A 23,686-nucleotide genomic window follows, 5' to 3' on the forward strand; every position below is an offset into this window, starting at 1 on the left:
AGGGAGCGGACGGATGGAGTCGTGCTACAGGGGAGGCCCGCACATGAACATGCCGCACCGGACGATGCGCCGGCTGGAGGAGGCGGAGGCGCTCGACGGGATCGCCAAGCCGCTGAGCAAGGCGGCCCAGGGCGCGGTACGGCCGCGCATCGTCCGCAACCTGCTGAGCGGGGCCAAGACGGGCCATCCGCTGCATCCCCCGCTCACGGACGTGCCGATCGGCGCGTGGAGCATGTCCGCGGTGCTGGACGTCATGGGCGGCCCCGGCGCCGAACCCGCCGCCGACATGCTGGTGAAGGTCGGCCTGTTCACCGCCGTGCCCACCGCCCTCAGCGGCCTGAACGACTGGTCCGACACGATCGGGGCGGACCGGCGGGTCGGGCTCGTGCACGCCGCGGCCAACAGCGCGGCCCTGACCCTGTACGCGGCGTCCGCCGTCGCGCGCGCCCGCGGCAAGCGCGGGACCGGCAAGGCCCTCGGCTTCGCGGGCCTGGGGATGATGGCGATCGGCGGCTACCTCGGCGGTCACCTGTCGTTCGCCAACGGCGTCAACGTCAACCGCACGGCCTGGGAGCAGGAACCGGAGGAGTGGACGCCGGTCATGGTCGAGACCGAACTGGCCGACGGCCAGCACCGCACGGCGGACGCGAACGGCGTGGAGGTCCTGCTGTACCGCAAGGGCGCGACGATCTACGCCATGTCCGCCACCTGCAGCCACATGGGCGGCCCCCTGGGCGAGGGAACGATCGAGGACGACTGCGTCACCTGCCCCTGGCACGGCAGCACCTTCCGGTTCGCCGACGGCGGCATCGAGCGCGGCCCGGCCAGCAGCCCGCAGCCGCACTTCGAGACGCGCATCGAGGCCGGGCGCATCGAGATCCGCCTCGCCCCGCCGGAGGCGCCCGCCAAGGAAGGCGAGGGAGGCATCCACCGAGGACACCGCCGCCCCCTCGCCCGAACGCCCGCTTCTTGACGGACGCCGGGTGACCGCGCGGTTTCACGGCCGTCCGGCGCGGAACGCCCGGCGGTAGGCGCCGGGGGTCGTGCCCGTGGCGGCGCGGAAGCGCCGGCGCGAACGCGCCCGAGCAGATGCCGGCCACGCGCGCCCCGCGAGCGTGCGCGCGGCGCAGCGCGTCGGCGACCTCCGGCGAGGGCGGCTCCTCGGCGGGCAGCCAGCCCGGCACGATCACGGTGTCCGCCCGGTCGAGGGCGTCCAGGCCGTCGGTCACGAGCATGTCGTAGCCGGCGTGCGTGGCGACCGGGCCGGGCTCCTGCGTGCACACGCCGAACGTGTACCGCCGACCACGGGCTGCACCATGTTCCTCTTCTACCCGGAGGGCTAGCGCCGCGACCCGGCCGCCCGACCCGTGACCATTACCGGGCTTGATTTCCGACCCGTCCGTTTCTTGTGGGATCGTCACCGTCGCACCGTGACCGCGATCCCGAGGAGCCGATGGTGAGGCGCGACTCCGCCGAAGAGCCCGGGCCCGCCGAGGCCGGACACCCGCGGGACGGCGAGGCGGCGGGCGGGTACTCCGGCCGCGTCCTCATGCCCGGCGACGTGCTGGACGCCATCGAGCGGCGGGAGCCCCCGTCCCGTCCGGAGCGCGGCCTGACGATCCTGCACGACCCGAGCGACTTCGGCGACCTCGGGACCGCCGACCGCCCCGGCGAGGAGGGCGAGGAGATCGGCGGTGCCGCCCACGCGGCGCCGCCGTCCCTGGCCCGCTCCAGCGTCATCATGGCGATCGGGACGGTCGTGTCCCGCGCGACGGGCTTCATCCGGACGGCGGCGATCGTCGCCGCGCTCGGCACCGGGCTCCTCGGCGACGCCTACCAGACGGCCAACATGGTGCCGTTCGTCGTGTACGACCTGCTCATCGGCGGCCTGCTGGCGAGCGTCTTCGTGCCGTTCCTCGTGAAGCGGCGGCAGCAGGACCCGGACGGCGGGGTCGCGACCGAGCAGCGGTTCATGACGGTGACGCTGCTCGCCCTGGCCGCCATCACGTTCGTCGCCGTCCTCGGCGCGCAGGTCCTCATCACCGTCTACGCGGGCGAGTGGACCGGCAACCAGCGCGAGGTCGCCGTCACGCTGTCGCGCTTCCTGCTGCTGCAGATCTTCTTCATCGGGGCGAGCGGCGTCGTCAGCTCCATGCTGAACAGCCGCCAGCGGTTCGGCGCGCCGATGTGGGCGCCGGTCGTCAACAACCTCACGATCATCGCGATGGCCGTGCTGTTCCTGCGGATCGTGGGACCCGGCCGCACGGCCGACGACATCACCGACGGCCAGGTCGCGCTGCTCGGGCTCGGCGCGACCGCCGGCCAGCTGCTCCAGGCGCTCATCCTGGCGTGGGCGCTGTGGCGCGCCGGGTTCCGCTGGCGTCCCCGGCTCGGCCTGCGCGGATCCGGCTTCGGCGAGGCGATGCGGAACGCCGGCTGGATGATGGTGTACGCCGTCGTCGCGCAGATCAGCCTGCTGGTCAGCACGAACGTCGCGACCCGCGCCGGCGCCCGGGTGGCGGAGGCGGGGCTGGAGACCGGGGCGGGCATCACCGCCTACAAGAACGCCTTCGTCATCTTCCAGCTGCCGTACGCCATCATCGCGGTCTCGGTGATCACGGCGCTGCTGCCGAAGATGAGCCGGCACGTCGCGGAGGGACGCAAGGACCTGGTCCGGCTGGACTTCTCCCGCGGGGTCCGGCTGGCGGCCGTCCTGCTGGTCCCCGCGTCCGTCGCGATGGTGGTGTTCGCGGTGCCGATGGCGGTCGTCCTGTACGCCCGCGGAAGCGCCTCGGTGGACGACGCGCACGTCATCGGCTACGTGCTCATGATGTTCGCGGTGTCGCTCATCCCGTTCACGCTGTTCCAGATGATGCTGCGGGTCTTCTACTCGCTGGGCGACACCCGCGCCCCCGGGCTCATCGCGCTCGCCCCCGTCGCGATCCACGGGATCTCGGGCTTCCTCGTCCTGCACCTGGCGCCGCCGGAGCACATCGTCATCTACCTGCCGATCGGCCACGGCCTGTACTACGTGGTCGGCTTCCTGATCGCGGGCCAGATCCTGCGGAAGCGCCTCCACGGCCTGGACGGCCGCCGCGTCTTCCGCACCCTGCTCCTGCTTCACCTCGCGGCACTCCCGGGCGCCGCGGCGGGCACCGCGGCGGCCTGGCTGCTGGGCGGCTTCACCGGCGGCACCGCCGCCGCCCTCCTCTCCCTCCTCGCAGGCTGCGCGGTAGGCGGCATCGTCTTCACCGTGGCGGCCTATGCCCTGCGCATTGAAGAGCTAAGGGTCTTCCTGGAAACAGCCCGCACCAAGGTCCTCCGCCGCTAGGAGTGCGACGGCCGACGCCCGTCCGAAGGGCCCGTGCATTTGTCGCTCACTTTCTTACGATCAGGGGGCGTAAAGGGGCGATAATGTCTCGGCAAACGTGAAAGCGCCGCGCAGCACGGGGACGGGGAGCCGTAGATGAAAGTCGATCTTGCCGAGATGATCGGGCAGCTGCGAACCGAACTGACCGAGGCCATGCGGGCGGGAGCGGACTCCGAACTGCGGTTCGAGATCGGCACCGTGGAACTCGAACTGGCGGTGCAGGTCCAGAAGGAGGCCAGGCCGGGGGCGAAGGTCCGGTTCTGGGTGGTGGAGGCCGGCGTCGACACGGCGGTGTCGTCGGTCTCGACCCACACGATCAAATTGTCGCTCGACCCCAGGCACGTCTCGGCTCCCGACCGCAGCCCGCTGATCTCCGGCGCCGAGGTCGACGGTGAGCGGCGTTGAGCCGCGTCGGGAGCGCGTCGCCGAGCTGATCGTCACCCGCCCGGACGAGGTGGGACGGGGTTCGGGCTACCTCGTCGCGCCGGGACTCGTGCTGACCGCGGCGCACGTCGTGGCCGCGGCCACCGAGGTGAAGATCCGTTTCGAGGCCGATCTGCCCGGCGAACGCTCCGTGCACGCCCTGAACTGGCAGCGGCTCGGAGACACCGACCTCGCACTGGTCGCCATCCCCGCGGAGGAGGGCGCCGGGGACCCGACGCGCTACGGCCAGGTCGGCGACCATGCCGCGCGGGTGTCCGTGCAGTCGGTGGGCTTTCCGCTGTGGAAGCTCCGCGACCACCCCGAAGGCGGTAAGTACCGCGACAGCCACCACGCCTTCGGCAAGGTCGCGCTCCTCTCGAACTGGCGGGACCACACCCTGGAGATCACCGTGGGCCCGCCGCCCAGGGACCCGGATCCGAACAAGTCGCCATGGGAGGGCATGTCCGGCGCGGCGGTGTGGGCGGACGGCCGCATCATCGGCGTCATGAAGGCCCACCACCGCGGTGACGGGCTGTCGCGGCTCGCCGCCACGCCGCTGAGCGACGCGCTCCGCACCCTGGAGCCGGCCGAGCTGACCGGAGTCCGCAACCTCCTGCCGGCGCTGCCCCCTCCCTGGGACCTCGTGGACGTCACGCCCCGGCAGCCGGCCGACCGCCCCCACTCGTCCGAGGTCGCCGTCGCCCGCTCCCGGGAGCGGGCCGCCCACCTGCGGCGCTACCTCGAACTGATCGGCGAGAACTTCCGGTGGCTGAAGCTGCCCGGCATCGACGAGGCGGGTTCGCTGCAGATCGAACTGGAGCGGGTGTACGTCGCGCTGAAGGCGGAACCGGAGAGCGAGTACGACCTCACGCACCTGGCGAGGCTGCACGCGCACGAGATCCGCGAGGCCGCCGGGGACGCCGGGATCGACTCCATCGCGCCCGCCCGCCTGGCCGAGCTCGACGCGCACGTCGTCCGCCGCTCCTACCGGCCGCGCCGGGAGGAGGCGCGGCGCGCGAAGATCGCCGAGGTGGCGACGATCGCCGACGCGTTCCGCCGGCACCACCGGATGGTGATCCTGGGCGGGCCGGGGAGCGGGAAGAGCACCCTGGGGCGCTGGCTGGCACTCCAGCTGGCGCGCGGCATGCTCGACCAGAGCGCCCGGGAGGTCCCGCCCGAGGCCGAGCCCGCGCCGCCGGACGCCGTGCGCGTCCACGTCGCCGCGGGAACGGCCTTCTCCTTTGCACGGAGGCACTTCGTCCCGTCCGATCGGGCCGACGGCGTCAGCGCCGTCGTCATCGACGCGGTGCCGGTGCGCGGGACGCTCGCGCTGTCCGGAACGCCGGTCACCGTCGGCCAGGTCGTCCCCCTCGACCAGGTCGAACGCCTGACGTACACCCCCGCCGGCGAGGAGTGCGGCGTCCGCTACGCGCGGCTGGCGTTCTCGGTGGGCGACGACCCGGCGGCGCGGTCCGGCGGCGTGCTCGTGTTCGACGTCGGGCTGCACGTCAGGGTGCCGGTCTCGCGGGTCGACCCCGATCAGGTCACGGCGGACGGCCCCGAGCGAACGGTGGACATGGGCCCCGCGCGCGTCCCCGTCTTCCTGCGGCTGGCCCATTTCGCGCACGAACTGGCCGAGCGGGAGCGCGAGCGCCTGCCGGGCCTCTCCCTGGAGGAGTACCTCGGGCGGGACCCCGACCTGCCCGGCGGGGACGCCGACGGCCGCAACGCCATGCTGCGCGCGCTGCTCGCCGAGGGAAGCTCCGTCGTCATCCTCGACGGGCTCGACGAACTCCCGGAGGCCAATCGCCGGACGGTGCTGCTGGAGGTCCAGTCGTTCATCGACAGGCTCGCCGAGCCGAACGCGACCGACGAGCGGGACGAGCCCTGGCGGGCCGGCGGCAACCAGGTCATCGTGACCAGCCGGTACGTCGGGTACAAGGCGATGAGCGTCCGGGCCGGGTGCGCGCATCTCGGCATCCAGCCGATGCGGCGCCCGGCGGTCGAGCACTTCGCCCGGATGTGGACGGCGGCGGTCAACGCGGAACTGGCCGCGGACGCCTCGTCCCGCCCGGTCGCCGACGCCCTCATCCGCGAGATCTACGACGACTCCCGGCCCGCCATCCGCGAACTGGCGAGGAATCCGCTGCTCGTCACGATCCTGGCGCTGGTCTACTGGGCGGACGGACGGCTGCCCGATCAGCGGGCGGCCGTCTACGACCGCGTGGTGGAGATCCTGCTGCTCATCTGGCTCGCGCGCCCGGAGTGCCGGGCGCACTCGCTGACGCGGGACGAGCTGCTGGCGGCCTTGGAGCCGCTGGCGGCCGACATGCAGGACAACACACGGGACAACGGCCTGGCCGGCCTCGACCGGGTCAGTGAGCTGATCGAAGGACCGCTGGCCCTGATGCGGGGGGCCTCGCCGGCGGACCGCGCGTTCCAGCCGGTCCTCCGCGACCTGCTCACCACTGTCCGGAAGCAGGTCGGCCTGCTGGAGGAACAGGCGTCCGGGAACTACGCGTTCGCACACCGGACCTTCCAGGAGTTCCTCGCCGCACGGCACATTCTCGCCGCGCGGGAGCGGGCCGCTTCGACGATCGTCGAGCGGCTCGACGACCCGCACTGGCGGGAACCGCTGCTGCTGGCGCTGGGCCTCGCGATGACCAGCACCGAGTGGGGCGGCCCGCGCGCCCGCGCGCAGCTGATCCGCGACGTGCTCGCCGGGGACGACCAGGACCCCATGATCCCGCGGGCCGCGATGCTGCTGGTCGACGCCCTCCCCGACCTCGAGGACGTACCCGAGGGCGTGGTGGAGCAGCTGGTCGGACGGCTTCTGCGGTCGTACGCGCTGAGCCGGGACCAGCCGGAGGCGGAGGGGGTGCGCGAGTCGATCTGCGCGGCGTTCGCCCGGCTGCGCGACGGGCCGCAGGGCGGGCTGGTCGCCGAGGCGGTCGCCGAGGCGGTCCGGCGGCCGCCCGCCGAGCGCGACCTGTCCGGTGCGGCCGCGATGGTGCTGGTCAGAACCGACTGGTTCACCACAGACATCGTGGACGCGTTGCTGGAGAAGGCCCATCAGGACCACGACGGGTCGAGGTGGCCGATCCGGTGGGCGCTGGTCGCCGCGCTGGCCCGCCCCGTCGGGGAGCCGCCCTGGCGGAAGCGGGCCGCCGAACTCAACATGCCGCGCCTGCTGGCGGCGCACCTGCCCATGCGCAGGCTGCTGGAGTCCAGGCCCGACCTGACGGCCTTCGTGCGCGGCGACGTCGACTGGCTGTGGCTGATGACCGCCCTGTACGGCGGCCTCGGGCGCGGGGACGTCCAGAAGGACCTCCGCGCGTACCAGCTGAAGCGGCTGCGCCGCCTCCGGCCGGTCGTGACCGACCCGGCCGAGGAGGCACCGGGACCGCCGCCGACGGTGCCGCCGGTCGAGTTCTGCCCCGGCGACATCGTCCACGACCTGGCGGACGCGGAGCTGAGCCGCGCCGTCCAGCGGCACCTCCGCGCGCGCGGCCCCGCCCGCGAGCTGGCGGAGACGTTCCGCCGCGGCTGGGAGCGCGGCGCGGACCCGGCCGGCCGCGCCGACGCGATCGTCGGCCTGGCGGCCTTGGGCGAGGACGTCGTCCCCATGATCCGCGAAGCGCTGGACGACGACGCCCGCCGTCCCGCCGCGCAGAGCGCGCTCGGGAGGTTCCGGTGGCTGTGGTCGCTGCTGCGGGAGCCGCTGCTCAGGTCGGCGGACGTCGCCGCACGGACCATCCCCGCCGAAGCCCCGGAGGAGCACCAGCTCGATCTGCTGCGCGCCGTCATCGACGGGCACGTCTCGGCGGGCGGCGGTCCGCTCCAGGTCAGCGACGTGGTTCCCGAGTACCGCTTCGTCGATGCGACTTCGGAGCCGATCCGTGCCGCGCTGGACGCCGAGTACTGGTCGTACGCCTTCTCCGGCCTGGCCGTCGACGGATCCGGCGGGACGGCCGCCGCGGCACCCGGGGCGGTCTCCGCCGCGCACCTCCGTTCGCCGGACCGCGTGATCCGCGGCTGGTCGAGAGCCCGCCGGGCGCGCAACGACCTCGCCCGGCAGCGGCTCCCGTGGCCGGAGCCGGCGAACGCCGCGCGGTCCGCGACGCGCGTCGACCACTACCTCGCGATGCTCGACGGCCTGTGGGAGGCGCCGCAGGAACTCGACTACACCGCAGGCCACCTGCTGGGGCGGTGCAGCCCGCTCGTCGACGCCCACCCGGAACTGTTCTGGGAAACGCTCGCGGTCTGCTGCGGCCGCGGCGCGGGGTTCCGGACGGGGTTCCTCACGGGGGTCGCCGACGCCCGTACGGTCGGCCCGGTCGGCCCGGCCTGCCCGTCGGTCGCGTCCGACGCCGTGCTCTCCTGGGCCGAGGGCTTCGTCGAGCCGGCCGCGGCGGCGAACGTCCGCGACATCGTGACCGGCATGTTCCGCCTGGGCGAGGAAGACGTGTACGACCCGGACGGGAGGACCCCCCGTCCCGAGTCGGTCTCGTCCGCGTCGAGCTACGCCGCCCGGATCAGGACTCCGTACCTGCGGTTCCGTGCGCTGTGGCGGCTGCTCGACGCCCTCGGGGACCTCGACGTCGCGCTCGCCAACCGCAAGGTGAGCCAGGCTCTGACCAGGATCATCGATCCGCATGACATGGTGCGGGCCTTGGAGATGATCGCGGCCACCATCACGAGCACCCTGGAGGACACGATCGCGGTCGCGGTCGAGTTCCTCGGCGTCGACGGGCTGGTGAAGAAGCTCGGCGGCGTCCGCGATCGCGAGAAGCGTGCGCATTCCCTCGTCCGGCTGGCCGGCTTCATGCCCGAGCGGTCCGCGGAGCTCCTCGACGCCGCGGTCGACTCCATCGTCCGGATCGACGACCGGCGGCGGCGAGCCGAGGAGATCGACGGCATGCGCGGCGTGCTCGACGGGTTCTCCCGCCCGGTGGCCGCGCTGGACGCCGCGGCCGAGGAGATCGACGACCCCTGGCTGCGGAACCTGGCGTCCGGCCGCGCCTCCCGGCTCATCGAGGTTTATCGCGACCGGTACACGAAAGGGGCGCTCGCCTGGCGGCTTCCGCCGGACACGGCGGCCGTCGCCTTCCGGAGCCACCGGCCGGCGTCCCCGACCGGGCACCTTCCGTGGGGCCTGCTCTACCTGAACGCCGTCGCCGCCGAGGTGGACCGGATCGAGGCGGTCCCCACGGGGGGCGGAGCGGCCTGGGAGCAGCTGACGGGCCCGGACCCGCGGGCCGCGGTGGAGGCGCTCATCGAGGCCGCGGGCGGCGGCGGGGTGAGGGTCACGCCACGGGAGGCGGCCGTGCTCGGCCGCGTGGTCGAGTCGGGCGGCACGGAGGCCCTCCGCCCGCTCTGGGCCCACCTGGAATGCACGGACGCGGCGGCCCTGGCGATCGTGGCCCGGCTGGACGGGACGGACGGCGCGGTCAGGCGCTGGAAGGCCCTCGTCCAGGTCGAGTCCGGGCGGCTGACGGCGGAGAACCTCGTAGAGGTCGTCGACCTGCTCGCCGAGTCGACCGACCGGCTGCGATTCCGCGCCGCCCTGGCCCTGCACGGCCGCAGGCCCACCTCGCACAACCGGAACCGCCGCTGGTCCGTCAAGCGCGTCGGCAGGCGGGTCGTCGAGATCCTCGCCGAGCAGGCGCGGCGACTCGACATCCCCCGGTCCGTCCGAACAACGCTCCGCTGGGTCCAGCACGACGTCCATCATGACGACGCCGAAGCGCTCGATCACTGGATGTCGGCGGCGTCGCGGGACGATCCGGTCGCCGCATGGATCCTCGGTTCGGTCGAGTCGCTCGATCCCGCACTGGTCACGCGGCTCGTGGACGCCCTGCCGGGAGCCGCCCCGGCGTTGCAGCGCACCTTGCTCGAGGCGCTGGCGAGACTCGCCCATCTCAACACCACCAACCTGGCGGCGTCGCGTGATTCGGTGTGCACGGCGATCGCGTCGGTCCCGGAGCCGACGAGGCGTGCGGCGAGCGTCCTGCTGAACGGGCCGGCCACCTGCCTCAAGGTGGCCGAACAGGCGGTGGCCGAGTACGACACCGACGAGGCCCGCCACGCGGGCGCCGTGGAGATGATCGAGGGCTCGAGCGTATGGCTCGACGACGAGTGCCTGGCCGATTCAGAGGCGTGCATGAAGAGGCTCCGGGAACTCGCCGTCAATCACTACCTTCCCGGGGACTACTGGTCGCAGCCCTACGCGGTGGCCGCCACGCTGAGCGGCGACGAGGACGTGCTGCGCCTGCTGCTCTCATTGGTGGAGTCCGCGAGCCTGAACGACGAACCCGAACTCGTTCTCGGCGACCTGCTGGCGGCGACCTGCGCGCTGGCCGAGGCGTCCCCCTACGCGTTCACCGCCTCGGCCGATCCCGACGTGTGGGAGTCGATCCTCACGGAACTGGCCGAGGTGGCCTACCAGTGGAACACCCGCTTGGCCGCCGTCCGGCTGCTGGGCCTGCTCCGCCGCGTCTCCGGGAACGTCGTCGCGGCGCTGCGCACGGCGGTGAACGACGTCTCCCCCGTCCAGGAGGCCGCCTACGCCTCCGCCGAGCAGTTCCGCCACATGCAGCGGGACGTCATCCCGGACCTGCTCGCCCTGCTGGACGTTCCGGACGCTGGCGTGGCCGCGTCGACGACGCGGCTGCTCGTCGGGCTGGCCAAGGCGGAAGGCGCGACCACCGACCGCCGCCGCATCCTCCGGGGCCTGCGGGAGACGGTCGCCGGGTCGGAGCGGCCGCGGCACGTGTATCTGATGCGGAGCAACGATACGACGGGGGAGATGTGGATCGAGCACGTCGACCGCTTGGACCGGATCCTCTACCGGGCGATCCTGGACATCAGAGGCTGGTGAACCGGACCCGCCGTTCCGTTCAGGAAGCGAGTCTTCCGATCCGGTGCGGCACCCCGTCGAGGTGCACGATCTGCTCCCGCGGACCGAGCGCCCAGACCTCGTTCATCGGCAGCCCCAGGAACGTTTCGGCTTCGGACGCCGCGGCGGAGTCCTTGGTCCCGAACACCTGCACCGCCCCGCTGCCGGAGACGATCGCCGGCCACGCGCTCGGGTAGGTCGTGCGCAGCTGGTGGAGGTCGTGCCAGAACGTCCATACGCGGAACCCAGCGTAGGAGCCCGACCCGAGCACCGATTCGAGCAGGGGGAACCCGCCGAGCGCGGCGCAGTGGTCGAGGAGGAAGAGCGGGGGACGCAGGGGCGGCGGGCTCGTCCTCAGCACGTTGTGCAGCAGTGCCCCGGCCCAGATCCGGAGCAGTGCTCCGTGGGTGCCGAGCCGTTCCGGGGGGATCACGAGGTAGATCGTGACCGGGGCGCCGGCGCGCAGTTCGGCGAGGCGCACGGTCGACCGGCTCACGGTGCTCTGGACCTGGGGGACGCCCAGCATCTTGAGGTGTGCGATGGCGGTCTGCAGGACCTGCGGCCGGATGCTGTCCGACTTCTGGAGGAAATTCGCGATCTCCGAGTAGGCCATCTTCGGGATCTGCTTGCCGATCGTGTCCAGCACCACGGCGAGGTTGTAGACGACATCGTCGTTGTGCATCGTGGAATAGAGCTGATCGAGCGAGCGCCTGTCCGCGGTCGCGGAGAGGTAGCCGATCACTCCGCAGAGCAGGCCGAAAGCCTCGTGGTCGGTGGCCTCGCTGAAGGCGTTGCGCGGCGCGACCAGGCCGGCGATGTCCTGGCAGGCGGTTTCCAGAGCCGGGCTTTCCAGCCCTTCCAGCAGTTCGAGGGGGTTCAAGGCGTCCGAGTCCGGTCCGATGACCTCGAAAGGGTCGAGCCGCACGACCGTCTGTCCCATATTCCGCCGCGCGTCCGCGGTGGCGGAATAGGCGGCCCCATTGACGTCGACCACGACGATCTGGCCTTCGTAGGCCAGCAGGTTCGGCACCAGGCAGGATTCGGCCCTGCCCGACGAGTTCGGGGCGATCGTCAGCAGGTGCGAGGGCTGATCGAAGGTGACGGTGCCGCCGGACGCGGCCGGACCGGAGGCGCGGCCCCTGCCCAGCCCGCCTGATCCCGCACCGCCGGACTCGCCCAGCAGAAGCGGGTGCGGATCGGTTCCGGAAATGCCGTCCATCAACGCCTCCACATTCAGCCGACCGGACGAGCGTACCGAGCGCGGGCGGGGCGATCAGCAGACCGGCGGAAACACCGATCGTCCCTCCGGCCGCGAGCACTTCCGGCCTCCTGCACCGCCTCCCGTAGGCACCTCGCACACGGAACAGGAAGGTCGGCTCGCCACTGGTCAGGGATGCAGAGCCGAAGGGGCGTCATGCGGGAACAGGAGTTCGTCGTAGACGTCCGCGACCCGGGACGCGTATTGCGCTGGGGTGTATTCGGTGGCCTGGCGTTTCGCGTTGGAGCCCAGCCGGTCCCTGGTTTCCGAGCATTCGAGGATCCGGACCAGGGCGTCGCCGAAGTGCGTTTCGGAGCCGGTGGCGTATCCGGTGCGGTCGTTCTTGACCACGAAGCCTTCGAGTTCGGTGTCCAGGACGACCGCCGGGACGCCCTCCAGCGCCGCTTCGGCGATGACCATCCCCTGCGTTTCGGTCAGCGACGGATGCGCGAGGACCTTGCACGGGTTGAGCAGGTGGTTGACGAGTTCCGGCGGCACGGGCCCCGCGAACGCGACGGCGTGCGAGATGCCGAGTGCCTCGGCCATGCGCTCGTACTTCTTTTGCTGGCCGCCCCCGATGATGTTCAGTCTGGCGGCCGGGACGGCCGGCAGCACCTGGCGCGCCATCGCCTGGAGAAGCACGTCCAGGTTCTTTTCCGAAGAAAGGCGGCCCACGTACGCGAGCACCGAATCTCCGGAATGTATGGCCAGTCGCATCTCCTGCAACAGCCGTACCGACTCGGGGGCGAGTTTCCCGTGGCGGACGGGCGCACTGGGAATGACGCAAGGCGCACAGGAAGGCGACATATCCCGCAGCGCGGACGCGGTTTTAGGCGACGGCACGATTATCCGGTCGAAAAGCGCCGCAACGGCTGCCAGCATTTGCCGATGATGGGGCGCGACATCTTCTCCGGCCAGTGCCGCCAAGCTCGCCCGTCCGATCATCCTCGCGACTCGGCCCGGCTCGTCCGGCAGGAGGCCGCCCGCGTACATAATGGGAATGCACAGCTTGAGAAGCGGATAGGCGTCCCGGTAGGCGAGGAGATCCGTGTGCCAGGTGAGCACGGTCTTCAGCCCAGTCTGCCGGCACAGCCGCGCCGCCAGCATGCCGAGCGAGCCCAGCGTGTGGATGTGGACCACGTCGGGTTTGAAAAGCTCGATCAGCCGTTCGAATGTCTTCGGCGAAATCCAGCCGAACCTGAAGCCTCCCTGACCCGTCGCGAACGACGGAGCCAGGTAGGTCGGATACCCGCGGGTAGGCGCCGGTGGCCCGGAGCGGGGAGCGATTACCGCCACCTCGTGGCCCCACTCGCGAAGACCCGCGGCCAGGGACGCGACAGAAGTCGCGACGCCGTCCCGGTTCGGCGGGTAATTGTCTGAGACGAGCAGAATGCGCATTGGTCGATCACTCCCTGGGGGATCGTAGCGACATCCCGCCGTCCGGGAGTGGGCGAACAGAAATATAAATCGGCAAGAAGCGGTGTCGATCACGAGACCGAACCCGCGCCGGCGGCCGCCGGCGCCCCGGGCCTCCCCCGGGCGACCGGGGCCCGTGGTCCTCGCGGGTGATGTGCCGAGCCGGGCCCCGCCCGACGATGGGAAGCCCCCCGGCCTGAGAGGCATCATGAACGCACACCGATGGACGACCCTGCTGGCGGCCTGCTGGTCGGCGACAACGGCCATGCTCGGCCTGTGGTGGACCCTCCAGCCGTCCGCATACCTCCTCGGCGGAGGCGGCACCGGCAGTCCTCCGCTGGCCTTCGAGTTCCCTCCGGCGTGGCTGCTGCTGATCGGCACCGGCGGCATCGCCGTCACGCTCGGCCTGCGCACCCGGCGGTGCTCCAAATCGCTGCGCTGGGCCCTGCTGACCACCGCCGCAGGCATCGCCGGGCTCTGCCTGGCCGTTTCGGGATACATGCCGCTGCTCGCCCTGGCCTACGCCCTCGCGTTCTCCGGTCCGCCGGCCCTGGTCGCGGCCTTGCTGGCACGGGCCTTCCGGCTCGGCATCAAGGGCACCTCGGCGATGGTGGGCACCCCGGTCGCGGCCGGCCTCCTGCTGGCCATCACGATCATGGTGGCGAAGGGCGCCCACTGGACGCTCCTGGCGGTGGCCGGCTGCCTGGTCTGGCTCGCCCTGGCGGTGACGTCGTACCGGGTGAACCACGGCCGCTGCGCCGCCTGCGGCCGTCCCGGCGCCGCCTGGACCCGCCCGGAGTCCGCCGCCCGCTGGGGACGCAGGATCACGATCATCGCCGCGCTCATGCCGCTGCCCTACGGCCTGGCCCGCCTCACCTGGTTCACCCCGTGGCCGGTCGCGTTCCCCGAGGGCGCCGGCTGGGGCATCTGGATCACCGGCGTCCTCCTCGGCTTCGCCTCGGAGGGCGGCGCGCTCCTGACCCGCGGCCTCATCCGCCCCTGGGGCGAGGTGTGGCCGAGGTGGGTCCCGGCCCTGCACGGCCGCTCCATCCCGGTCGCCGTACCGACCTTCGCGGCACTCACGGCCTCGGTCATGCTCGTCCAGCTGACCGTCTACTTCGCGGGCACCATCGCCAACGGCGAGATCAACCTCCTGGTCATCGTGGCCTTCGTCCCCCTGAGCCTCTGGGGCCCCCTCCTGGCCGGCGCAGCCATGGCCTACTACTACCGCCGCCGCCAAGCCTGCTCCCACTGCGCCGAGAAGCCACTCCACCAGGCCGACCTGGCCCTGAGCGCCTGACGTCCTGGCAATGGAGACGCGCCCGCGCTCGGCCGCCCGCCGGGCGAGGGCGGTGGCGGGACGAACGCCGCCCTCGTGGAGAATCTGCGGACGACGGGAGCGCGCCCCCGCTGGTCCGGATCGCAGGCGCGGACGAGGAGGCGGCCGATGAAGAGCGAGGATCGTCCCGGCGACGCAGGCAGGGCGGATGTAGGCAGGGCGGATGTAGGCAGGGCGGATGTAGGCAGGGCGGATGTGGGCAGGCCCGTCCTGCCGCCGACCGTGGAGGACGAGCGGTTGCGGGCACTGCGCGCCCGCGTGCGCTCGTTCGTCCGGCACGAACTGGAGACCGGCGGGTTCACGCCCACCGTCGACTCGTGGATGAGCGCCTGGGACATCGAGTTCACCCGCAGACTCGCCGCCCAGGGGTGGCTCGGCATGACGATCCCCACCGAGTACGGCGGGCACGGCCGCACGTTCCTCGAACGGTTCGTCGTCACCGAGGAGTTGCTCGCCGCCGGAGCGCCCGTGACCGCGCACTGGTTCGCCGACCGCCAGGTGGCGCCCTCGCTCTTGAAGTTCGGCACCGAGGAGCAGAAGCGGGAGTTCCTGCCCGGCATCGCCCGGGGCGAGGTCCTGTTCGCGATCGGCATGAGCGAACCGGAGTCGGGGTCCGACCTCGCCAGCGTCGGCACCAGGGCGGCGCGCGCCGAGGGCGGCTGGACGATCACCGGCACCAAGGTGTGGACGACCAACGCCCATCGCGCCGACCACATGATCGCCCTGGCCCGCACCGCCCCGGTCGACGCCGGAGACCGCCACGCCGGGCTCAGCCAGTTCATCGTCGACCTCCGGTCGCCCGGCGTGGAGATCCGGCCCATCGTGTCGATGAACGGCGAGCACCATTTCAACGAGGTGTTCCTGGGCGACGTCTTCGTCCCCGACGGGAAGGTCCTCGGCGAGATCGGGGACGGGTGGCACCAGGTGACCTCCGAACTCGCCTTCGAGCGCAGCGGGCCGGAGCGCTTCCTGTCCACGTACCTGCTCCTTGAGGATCTGACGGAGGCGATGCGCCGCGGGCAGCTCCCTGCCGACCCGCAGCTGGGCCGGTTCTTCGCAAGGATCGCGGGCCTGCACCGGATGTCGCTCGCCGTCGCGGGCGCGCTCGAACGGGGCGAACGCGCCGACGTCGCCGCCGCGGTCGTCAAGGCGCTCGGGACGAGGACCGAGGGAGACATCGCCGAGTACGCGGCCATGTTCCTCGGCGGGGGCGGCGTTCCGGCTTCCGTGCGGGACGCGGCCGACGCCGCGCTCCTGGCCCGCCCGGGGTTCACGATCCGCGGGGGGACCAACGAGATCCTGCACGGTGTGATCGCCAGGGGATTGGGGCTGCGCTGATGAGCGAGATCATGCGGGTCGACGGCGACCTGGAGCGGCTCTTCCGCGACGTGTTCACCGACTGGCGCGACGCGCGGGCCGAAGCGTCGCTGCGGCTCAGCGTGGACCGCGGTCTGTGGAGGACCCTGGAGGAACTGGGGCTCACCCGGCTCACCTCCGGCGAAGAGGCCGCGGCGGGCTGGGTGGAGGCCGCGGCGCTGCTCCGCGCGGCGGCCAGGGCCGCGGCGCCGGTCCCGCTGGCCGAGCACGACCTGCTCGCCGGATGGCTGCTCGGCCGCGCCGGCCTGCCGGATCCGGGCGAGCTGCGCACGAGTTGCGTGCTCGATCCGGAAGGCAGCGCCGAACAGGTGCCCTGGGCGGCCTCGGCGGACGCGATCGCCGTGATCTGGGGCGAGCCGGGAGCCTGGAAGCTCGCCGACGTCCCGGCGTCGGCGGCGGTGATCGAACCGTCGCACGATCTCGCCGGTCAGCAGCGCGACACCGTGCGGGTGGCCGTGGAGTCGCTGACGGGCGCGGCGATCGGCGACGACGTGGTGCGCGAGTACCTGCTGCGCGGTGCGCTGGCCCGCACCGTCCAGATCACGGGCGCGATGGACCGCGTCGTCGAACTGTGCCTCCAGCACGCCTCCGAGAGGCGGCAGTTCGGCCGTCCCATCACGCGTTTCCAGGCCGTCCAGCACCTCATCGCCGAAGCGGCGAGCGAGTGCGCCCTCGCCATGGCCGCGACCGACGCCGCGGTACTCGAAGCCGCCTCACCGCACCCGGATCTCGACGCGCTGGAGTTCGCGGTCGCCACGGCCCGTTCCGTGACCGGACACGCGGCATCGGTCGTCGTGCGCAACGCCCACCAGGTGCACGGCGCGATCGGCACGACGTACGAGCATCAGCTCCACGAGTTCACCAAGCCCGCCCTCGCGTGGCGCTCCGAGTTCGGCTCGATGCACGAGTGGGACGCCCGGCTGACGGCGCTGATCGTCGGTTCGAGCGGCCCCGCGTGGGACTCGGTGGTACCGGCTTCCGGCATGCCCAAATCAAGAGCGGATGATTGATCGGTAGATCAGTGGATATGGGTCACTACGTTCGCGTTGGCGTGGAACTTCTGCGTGCGACGAGCCGGGACACGGGACGAGGACGTGATGGACCAGGACAAGCGGGCCGGAACGCGGTCATCCGGGCCGGGCGGCGATGTCGTCCGTCCCGCTTCGATCGAGCGCCGCGGCACCGGATCGACGGTGAGCGCGCGGGACATGACCGGGCGGCCGGTCGGCGCGCGCCGTCCGATGGAGCCGCAGCGCGCCGGTGACGGCGGCCTGGCCCACGTGGTCGAGGTCCTGCTGGACAAGGGCCTGGTGATCAATGCCGACATCATGGTGTCGGTCGCGGGCGTCGAGCTGCTCGGGATCCGGCTGCGGGCGGCGCTGGCGTCGTTCGAGACCGCCGCGCGCTACGGCCTGGAGTTCCCCTCGGGGACCAACGTGGAGACGGCCGCGTGGAAGGAGACCGAGGACCCCAAGGAGACCTGCCCCGACTGCGGCAAGCGGGCCCCCATCCGGCAGCTGCTGGAGGAGTACTGCCCGTGGTGCGGCTGGCGCAGCGCCAGGGCGCTGACCGAGGCCGCGCGCAACGGCTCCTCGGCCAAGAAGAAGCCACGGGACGGCGATGCCGACTAAATCCCCGAGGTCCGCGACGTCCCGGATGCCCGCGCCGCTGCGCCCGACGCGCGACCCGCAGGTCACCCTGGACGACCTGCTGGAGGTCGTGCTGAACAAGGGCGCGGTGCTGCACCTGGACCTCATCATCGCGGTCGCCGACATCCCGCTCATCGGGGTCAACCTGCGGGCGGCGATCGCCGGGATGGAGACCATGCTGGAGTACGGGCTGCTGCAGCAGTGGGACGCCGACACGCGCGCCTGGGCCGAGCGCGCCACCGCCGCCACGCCCGAACTGGAGGAGGACGAGCGGGTGGTGATCCGGTCGTTCGGCGGCCACTACGGCGAGAGCGGCCTGTCCGCCGTCTGGCGGCCCGGCACCATCTTCCTCACCGACCGGCGCGTCCTCGTCTACCGTCGCGAGCCGCGCGAGGTGCTGTGGGAGGCCCGGCTCGAGGATGTCGAAGCCACCCGCCTCCAGAGCGAGCGGACGGTCGGCGGCGAGGAGCGCCTGCGGGTGCGCGTGGAGCTGACCGACGGGAACGGCGCCCTGCTGTCGGCCGCGAACCCCGAGGAGTTCGACGAGAGCCTGCGCCGCCTCGCACCGCACGTCCGGTCCCGGGAGCCCCGCCCGCTCGCCGCGGACGACGAGGGCCCCGAGTTCGAGGGCCACATGTGGTACCACGAGCCCCGCCGGGGCGGCGCCCTGTGGCGCGGGGGCCGGGCCCGGCTGGAGAACGGCCGCCTGACCTGGAAGTCGCCGACCGACGCCCGCCCGGCCGTCACCCTGGACACCGGCCGCATCCGCGACGTGCGGCTCGAACCCGGAACCACGCCCACGAACGGCCTGGACCGCCTCGTCGTGGACGCGGCGGGCGAGCAGCTCGTGCTGGCGACCGCGGAGGGACCGCGCTGGGCGCGGCTCCTGGACCCGTCCGCCCGCACCGCCGCTGGGAAGGAGCCTCATGGCCATCACCGTTGACGAGAACAGCCTCAAGAACGGCGTTCTCACGCTCGTGGTCACCCTGGTCGAAGTCATCCAGGAGGCGCTGGAACGGCAGGCCGTGCGCCGGATGGAGGGCGGCGACCTCAGCACCGAGGAGCTGAACCGGCTGGGCGACGCCCTGCTGGAGCTAGACGAGGCCATGGAGGAGATCAAGGCCGAGCACGGCATCACCGCGTCCGTCGCGGACCTGCACCGCGGCCTGGACGAGGTCGTCGACGAGGTCGTGGACCGGCTGGCCAACCCCGCGCGCTGGGCCGACGAGATCGAGGGCGGAGGTGAGCGGCGTTGAGCGGTGAGGCGCTGTACGTGTACGCGCTGCTCGCCGACCCGGGAGACGGCGCCGAACCCCCGGGCGAGGGCCTCGACGGCGCACCGCTGCGGCTGGTCCGCGCCGCCGACTGCGGGCTGGCCGCCCTCGTCCACGAGGCCCCGGCACGTCCCTACCAGGGGCCGGACGACGACGTCCGCCGCTGGATCCGCACCCACGACGAGGCGGTCGAGGGCATGCGCCGCGCGGCGGGCGGCGTGCTGCCCATGACCTTCAACGTGCTGGTCGCCCCCGGCGACGACGGCGACGCCGAAGCCCGCCTGCGCGCGTGGCTGCGCGCGAACCGGGACGACCTCCACGACCGCCTCGGCAGGCTGCGCGGCCGCGCCGAGTACCGCGTCGAGATCACGCTGGACTCCGCGGCCGTGCCGACCGACGACGGCTCCGTCCAGGAGATCGAAGAGCGGATGCGCGATGCCTCGCCCGGCCTGCGCCGCCTGCTGAGCAAGCAACTGGACGCCCAGCGCAGAGCCGCGGCCGATGTCCTGGCCGACCAACTGCACGCCGACGCCCGCCGCCAGCTGAGCACCATCGCCGAGGACCTCGCCGACCGCAGGCGCGCGACGCGCAATCCCGGAGAGACCGAGGTGCTCTCCCTCGCTCTGCTGGTGCACGACGACGATGTGGAGAACCTGGGCTTCATCCTCTCCGAGCTACAGGAAACCCACCCCGCCGTCCAAGTCCGCTTCCTCGGCCCCTGGCCGCCTTACTCGTTCACCGGCGACCAACTGACGACACCGGACGCCGCGAGCACCACCCCCGGCCCCTGAGACCGCTCACCGTCCGCGCAAGGAACCGGTAAGGGCCGGACGGGACATCAGTGCAGGTCCATGGAGCGGCTGAGCTTCTCCCATCGGGTCAGGTCGGCACGGAGCAGTTCATGGTGGGCGCCGATGTGGTCGACGGCGTCGTTGCCCAGCGCCAGCCGCAGTGGCGGGTCGGGGCTGTCCAGGACCTGCATGATGGCCTGGGCCGCCTTGCGCGGGTCGCCGGGTTGAGTGCCGTCCATGCCGTCGACCGCGGCGCGGGTCGGGCCGGTCGAGGCGGCGTACTCCGCGATGGACCGCGACCGGTGCATCCGCCGGCCACCGAACTCGGTGCGGAAGGCCCCGGGCTCCACGATCAGCACCCGGATACCGAACGGCGCGACCTCGGCCGCCAGTGCCTCGGAGAGACCTTCGAGCGCGAACTTCGCCGCGCAGTACGCGCCGAAGCCGGGCATGCTGAGCTGCCCGCCCATCGAGCTGATCTGGACGATCGCCCCTCCGCGTTGCGCGCGCAGCAGGGGCAGGACGGCCTTGGTCACCGCGACGGCTCCGAAGAACATGACCTCCATCAGGGCCCGCAGGTCCGCCAGGTCCAGTTCCTCGACCGCGCCGACACTGCCGTGGCCGGCGTTGTTGACCACCACGTCCACCCGGCCGAACTCGGCGAGGGTCCGTGCGACGGCGGCGGTCACCTGCTCCTCCCGCGTGACGTCCACCGGCGCGGTCCGCACCCGCTCCCCGCCGGCCGCGACGAGATCGGCGAGCCGGCCGGGCTGCCGCGCGGTCGCCATCACCCGGTCGCCGGCCGCCAGCGCCGCCAGCGCCAACTCCCGGCCGAATCCCGCCGAGCAACCGGTGATCAACCACACGCGACCGGTCTCCGTCATCGTCGCCTCCACCCCTGTGCGGGTCGTCTCCATGCCGTCGCCTCCACCCTGACCGGTCCGGTCACGGCTCGGCCAACACACGCTTCTTCCTGCGGCTACAGTCAGATCCTGTGACCATGGAGCTGCGTCATCTGCGGTACTTCGTCGCCGTCGCCGACCACCTGAGCTTCACCCGCGCCGCACAGCACCTTCACCTCGCCCAGCAGTCGCTGTCGCAGCAGATCGCCGCGCTCGAACGCGATCTCGGGATACGCCTGTTCGACCGCGACACCCGCGGGACCCGTCTCACCCAGGCGGGACAGGTGTTCCTGCCGGAGGCCCGCGCCGTTCTCGCCCGGGCCGACGCCGCCGTCGTCGTCGCGCAGCGCGCGGGCCGCGGTGAGATCGGTCGCCTGAATCTGGCGTTCCTCAGCTCCACCGCCAACTACATGCTGCCGCCGGTGGTCAGAGCCCTGCGGGAACGCCTTCCCGGCCTGGAACTCACCACCCACAATGTGCAGGTCGACGAACTGGTCGCCGGGCTGCGCGACGGGCGATTCGACGCGGCCTTCACGCGGCCGCCGCTCGTCGGCGACCTGGCCACCCGGATGCTCGCCACCGAACCGGTCTGCGCCGTCCTGCCGGCCGGGCACCGGCTCGCCGATCGGGCCGGACTCAGGCTCGAGGACCTGGCCGATGAGGACTGGGTCCTCTCGCCGCGGGCATCGTGGCCACCCTGGCACGCGAAGTACGACCGGGACTTCGCCGCCGCCGGGTTCACCCCCAGGGTCGTCCAGCGGGCCACCGGCGTCGCGAACCTGCTCGGGCTCGTCGCCGCCGGCGTCGGCGTGACCCGGCTCGCCCTGTCGGCGAACAGCGTCCGCCGCACCGGGGTGGTGTTCGTACCGCTGGCCGGCGAGCGGGCCGAAACGGTTGTGGCCTGGATGCCCGCACTCGACGGACCGGTGCAGCGCAACTTCCTCGACGTCCTCGCCGATCTCGCCGCGACCTCAGAGCTCACACGCTGGGGCTGAGCCTCCGCCCCCTCGCGTCCCCTCGACCATCCGAACGCCCCGCCCGAGGGACCTTCAGCCCCTGAGAGTCGGCCTCATCGCGGGTAGAAAACGTCCTCCGTCCGCGCCGCCGGCATCGCGTCCAGGTGCCCTGGTTGAAGCCGACGACGAAGCGGATTGATACAAAGTCTCCGAATAGTCCGGTCGCAGGGCCGGGTGCCCGGTCGTGTGGCATCGGGCTTGGGAGAAGGGGCGTGCGCTTGCGCGAGCGACGATGTGTCAGGCCGGGATGCGTTCCCACGAGCAGTCGGGTGTCAGTGCCGGGAGGTCGGCATGGACGCTGAGCGCCTGCGGTCCCTTTTCGACCTGTCGGGCCGGGTGGCGGTCGTCACCGGAGGCACGCGGGGCATCGGACGCGCGATTGCCGAGGGCTTCGTGGCCGCCGGTGCGAGCGTCGTGGTCGCCAGCCGCAAACCCGAGGCGTGCGCCGAGACCGAGGCGCACCTGAAGGCGATGGGCGGGGCGGCGCTCGGCGTCCCCACGCACCTCGGCGACCTGGACGCGCTGGACGCCCTCGTCACCCGCACCGCCGACACCTTCGGCCGGCTCGACATCCTGGTCAACAACGCCGCCAATCCGCTGGCGCTGCCGCTCGGCTCGTTCACCCCGGAGGCGTTCGCCAAGTCCCAGGAGGTGAACGTCCGCGGACCGGTGTTCCTGGTGCAGCGGGCACTCGACCACCTGACGGAGAGCCCCTGCGCCTCGGTCGTCAACGTCGTCTCCGCCGGGGCGTTCATGTTCTCCCCGTACGTGTCGATGTACGCCGCGGCCAAGGCGTCGATGGTGGCCTACACGCGTTCCATGGCCGCCGAGTTCGCCCCCCGCGGCATCCGGGTGAACGCCCTGGCCCCGGGCACGGTCGACACCGACATGGTCCGCAACAACCCGCCCGAGTTCCAAGAGGCCATGGAGCAGGCCGCCCTGCAGAAGCGCATGGCCGACCCGGACGAGATGGTCGGCCCGGCGCTGTTCCTGGCCTCCGACGCGGCAAGCTTCGTCACCGGCCAGGTCCTGCACGCCGACGGCGGCCTGGTGGCCCGCTGAGACGATCCCCACGAGATAGGGAAACCCCATGCTGACCGATGGCGACGCCTACCTGCCCGGCACCCCCGCATCGGGCGGGACGGTGCGCGTGGAGACACCGGCCCCCGGCGTCCGGCTGCTCACCCTGGACCGCGAGCACCGGCTCAACGCGATGTCCGGCGAGCTGATCAAGGACCTGCACGCCGCGCTCGACGGCGTCGCCGTGGACGAGGACTGCCGCGTCGTCATCCTCACCGGTGCGGGACGGGCGTTCTGCGCGGGGCTGGACCTGCACGAACCCCCGGTCCGCGACGCCGCGCCCGCCGCGCCGGACGCGTCCGCCGACGGGGGCGGGCGGCGCCGGAGTCCGCAGGCGGGCATGCACGTCCAGCAGGCCATCGCCTCGCTCGTCCCGAAACTGCGCAACCTGCCGCAGCCCGTCATCTCCGCCGTCAACGGCCCCGCCGCCGGCGGCGGCTTCGCGCTGGCCCTGGCCAGCGACATCCGGATCGCCGCCGAGTCCGCCCGGTTCAACGCCGCCTTCGTCAGGATCGGCCTGTCGGGCTGCGACATCGGCGTCAGCTGGCTGCTGCCCCGCCTGATCGGCGCGGGCCTGTCCCACGAGCTCCTGCTCACCGGCCGGTTCGTGCAGGCCAGCGAAGCACTGCGCGTCGGGCTGGTCAGCCGCGTGGTCGAGGACGGCTCAGTGGTCGACGCGGCCCTGGAGATCGCCGCGCTGATCTGCGCCAACAGCCCCATGGGCGTCTGGATGACCAAGGAGGTCGCCTGGAGCCAGCTGGAGGTGGGCAGCCTCCAGGCCGGGATCGACCTGGAGAACCGGACCCAGGTCCTCACCTCCTACAGCCGCGACCACACCGAGCAGATCACCGCCTTCCTGGACCGCCGCCCCCCGAACTACACCAACTCTTGAA

Annotated in this window: 16 protein-coding genes and 1 pseudogene; 14 read left to right on the top strand and 3 right to left on the bottom strand. The window is 72.3% G+C overall.

From position 1 onward, the window contains the following. The first annotated feature begins 43 nt into the window (after positions 1-43). From E1266_RS03005 to E1266_RS03025, 4 genes are all read left to right on the top strand, one after another. Complete coding sequence (locus E1266_RS03005) at positions 44-973, top strand: Rieske 2Fe-2S domain-containing protein (RefSeq protein WP_132043459.1); 930 nt, start codon at positions 44-46, stop codon at positions 971-973. A gap of 576 nt (positions 974-1,549) precedes the next feature. Next, positions 1,550-3,331 (top strand): murein biosynthesis integral membrane protein MurJ, encoded by a 1,782-nt coding sequence (gene murJ / locus E1266_RS03015; RefSeq protein ID WP_132043510.1) that lies wholly within the window; start codon positions 1,550-1,552, stop codon positions 3,329-3,331. Positions 3,332-3,466: 135 nt separating this feature from the next. Beyond that, positions 3,467-3,775 carry a trypco2 family protein gene (locus tag E1266_RS03020; RefSeq protein ID WP_132043461.1) on the top strand — a complete coding sequence of 103 codons (309 nt, stop codon included), beginning with the start codon at positions 3,467-3,469 and terminating at the stop codon, positions 3,773-3,775. Continuing rightward, complete coding sequence (locus E1266_RS03025) at positions 3,762-10,673, top strand: trypsin-like peptidase domain-containing protein (RefSeq protein WP_132043463.1); 6,912 nt, start codon at positions 3,762-3,764, stop codon at positions 10,671-10,673. The genes E1266_RS03020 and E1266_RS03025 overlap by 14 nt, the downstream gene beginning before the upstream one ends. 19 nt (positions 10,674-10,692) lie before the next feature. Here the strand turns inward: E1266_RS03025 and E1266_RS03030 are convergent, their stop codons facing one another. Continuing rightward, entirely contained in the window at positions 10,693-11,910 is a 1,218-nt protein-coding gene (locus tag E1266_RS03030) for a type IV secretory system conjugative DNA transfer family protein (protein WP_132043465.1), read from the bottom strand. A gap of 168 nt (positions 11,911-12,078) precedes the next feature. Further along, positions 12,079-13,347, bottom strand: coding sequence for a glycosyltransferase (locus tag E1266_RS03035; protein WP_165965906.1), 1,269 nt, complete (start codon positions 13,345-13,347; stop codon positions 12,079-12,081). Positions 13,348-13,573: 226 nt separating this feature from the next. On the opposite strand from E1266_RS03035, the gene E1266_RS03040 reads away from it, so the two are divergent. From E1266_RS03040 to E1266_RS03070, 7 genes and pseudogenes are all read left to right on the top strand, one after another. Beyond that, entirely contained in the window at positions 13,574-14,665 is a 1,092-nt protein-coding gene (locus E1266_RS03040) for a hypothetical protein (protein ID WP_165965907.1), read from the top strand. 234 nt (positions 14,666-14,899) lie between these two features. Next, positions 14,900-16,042: an acyl-CoA dehydrogenase family protein gene (locus tag E1266_RS03045; protein ID WP_243718194.1), complete on the top strand. Its 1,143-nt coding sequence runs from the start codon at positions 14,900-14,902 to the stop codon at positions 16,040-16,042. Continuing rightward, positions 16,042-17,091, top strand: a complete 1,050-nt coding sequence (locus E1266_RS03050; protein ID WP_207945386.1) for an acyl-CoA dehydrogenase family protein — start codon at positions 16,042-16,044, stop codon at positions 17,089-17,091. The genes E1266_RS03045 and E1266_RS03050 overlap by 1 nt, the downstream gene beginning before the upstream one ends. A gap of 231 nt (positions 17,092-17,322) precedes the next feature. Beyond that, a pseudogene (locus tag E1266_RS40005) lies at positions 17,323-17,490 on the top strand (gas vesicle protein); the annotation flags it as partial. Positions 17,491-17,701: 211 nt separating this feature from the next. Beyond that, complete coding sequence (locus E1266_RS03060) at positions 17,702-18,673, top strand: gas vesicle protein (protein ID WP_207945387.1); 972 nt, start codon at positions 17,702-17,704, stop codon at positions 18,671-18,673. Next, positions 18,657-18,986, top strand: coding sequence for a gas vesicle protein K (locus tag E1266_RS03065; protein ID WP_132043473.1), 330 nt, complete (start codon positions 18,657-18,659; stop codon positions 18,984-18,986). Before E1266_RS03060 ends, E1266_RS03065 begins: the two co-directional genes overlap by 17 nt. Beyond that, positions 18,983-19,795: a GvpL/GvpF family gas vesicle protein gene (locus E1266_RS03070; RefSeq protein ID WP_132043475.1), complete on the top strand. Its 813-nt coding sequence runs from the start codon at positions 18,983-18,985 to the stop codon at positions 19,793-19,795. Before E1266_RS03065 ends, E1266_RS03070 begins: the two co-directional genes overlap by 4 nt. Before the next feature lie 47 nt (positions 19,796-19,842). Here the strand turns inward: E1266_RS03070 and E1266_RS03075 are convergent, their stop codons facing one another. After that, complete coding sequence (locus E1266_RS03075; protein ID WP_132043477.1) at positions 19,843-20,679, bottom strand: oxidoreductase; 837 nt, start codon at positions 20,677-20,679, stop codon at positions 19,843-19,845. A gap of 116 nt (positions 20,680-20,795) precedes the next feature. Here E1266_RS03075 and E1266_RS03080 point away from each other — a divergent pair, with 116 nt between their 5' ends. From E1266_RS03080 to E1266_RS03090, 3 genes are all read left to right on the top strand, one after another. Beyond that, positions 20,796-21,692, top strand: coding sequence for a LysR family transcriptional regulator (locus E1266_RS03080; protein WP_243718195.1), 897 nt, complete (start codon positions 20,796-20,798; stop codon positions 21,690-21,692). A 312-nt stretch (positions 21,693-22,004) separates the two neighbouring features. Next, positions 22,005-22,775: a glucose 1-dehydrogenase gene (locus E1266_RS03085; RefSeq protein ID WP_132043481.1), complete on the top strand. Its 771-nt coding sequence runs from the start codon at positions 22,005-22,007 to the stop codon at positions 22,773-22,775. A gap of 28 nt (positions 22,776-22,803) precedes the next feature. Next, complete coding sequence (locus E1266_RS03090; protein ID WP_132043483.1) at positions 22,804-23,685, top strand: enoyl-CoA hydratase/isomerase family protein; 882 nt, start codon at positions 22,804-22,806, stop codon at positions 23,683-23,685. Position 23,686 lies beyond the last annotated feature (1 nt).

It is taken from the genome of Actinomadura sp. 7K534 (genome assembly GCF_004348575.1).
In the GTDB taxonomy this organism is placed as follows: domain Bacteria; phylum Actinomycetota; class Actinomycetes; order Streptosporangiales; family Streptosporangiaceae; genus Spirillospora; species Spirillospora livida.

Excerpts from the sequence above, each read along its gene's own strand:
- E1266_RS03020 (WP_132043461.1), top strand. The coding sequence starts at position 3,467 with ATGAAAGTCGATCTTGCCGAGATGATCGGGCAGCTGCGAACCGAACTG.
- E1266_RS03040 (WP_165965907.1), top strand. The coding sequence starts at position 13,574 with ATGAACGCACACCGATGGACGACCCTGCTGGCGGCCTGCTGGTCGGCG.
- E1266_RS03060 (WP_207945387.1), top strand. The coding sequence starts at position 17,702 with ATGCCGACTAAATCCCCGAGGTCCGCGACGTCCCGGATGCCCGCGCCG.
- E1266_RS03080 (WP_243718195.1), top strand. The coding sequence starts at position 20,796 with ATGGAGCTGCGTCATCTGCGGTACTTCGTCGCCGTCGCCGACCACCTG.
- E1266_RS03030 (WP_132043465.1), bottom strand. The coding sequence starts at position 11,910 with ATGGACGGCATTTCCGGAACCGATCCGCACCCGCTTCTGCTGGGCGAG.
- E1266_RS03075 (WP_132043477.1), bottom strand. The coding sequence starts at position 20,679 with ATGACGGAGACCGGTCGCGTGTGGTTGATCACCGGTTGCTCGGCGGGA.
- E1266_RS03005 (WP_132043459.1), top strand. The coding sequence starts at position 44 with ATGAACATGCCGCACCGGACGATGCGCCGGCTGGAGGAGGCGGAGGCG.
- E1266_RS03085 (WP_132043481.1), top strand. The coding sequence starts at position 22,005 with ATGGACGCTGAGCGCCTGCGGTCCCTTTTCGACCTGTCGGGCCGGGTG.
- E1266_RS03090 (WP_132043483.1), top strand. The coding sequence starts at position 22,804 with ATGCTGACCGATGGCGACGCCTACCTGCCCGGCACCCCCGCATCGGGC.
- E1266_RS03050 (WP_207945386.1), top strand. The coding sequence starts at position 16,042 with ATGAGCGAGATCATGCGGGTCGACGGCGACCTGGAGCGGCTCTTCCGC.
- E1266_RS03065 (WP_132043473.1), top strand. The coding sequence starts at position 18,657 with ATGGCCATCACCGTTGACGAGAACAGCCTCAAGAACGGCGTTCTCACG.
- E1266_RS03035 (WP_165965906.1), bottom strand. The coding sequence starts at position 13,347 with ATGCGCATTCTGCTCGTCTCAGACAATTACCCGCCGAACCGGGACGGC.
- murJ (WP_132043510.1), top strand. The coding sequence starts at position 1,550 with ATGCCCGGCGACGTGCTGGACGCCATCGAGCGGCGGGAGCCCCCGTCC.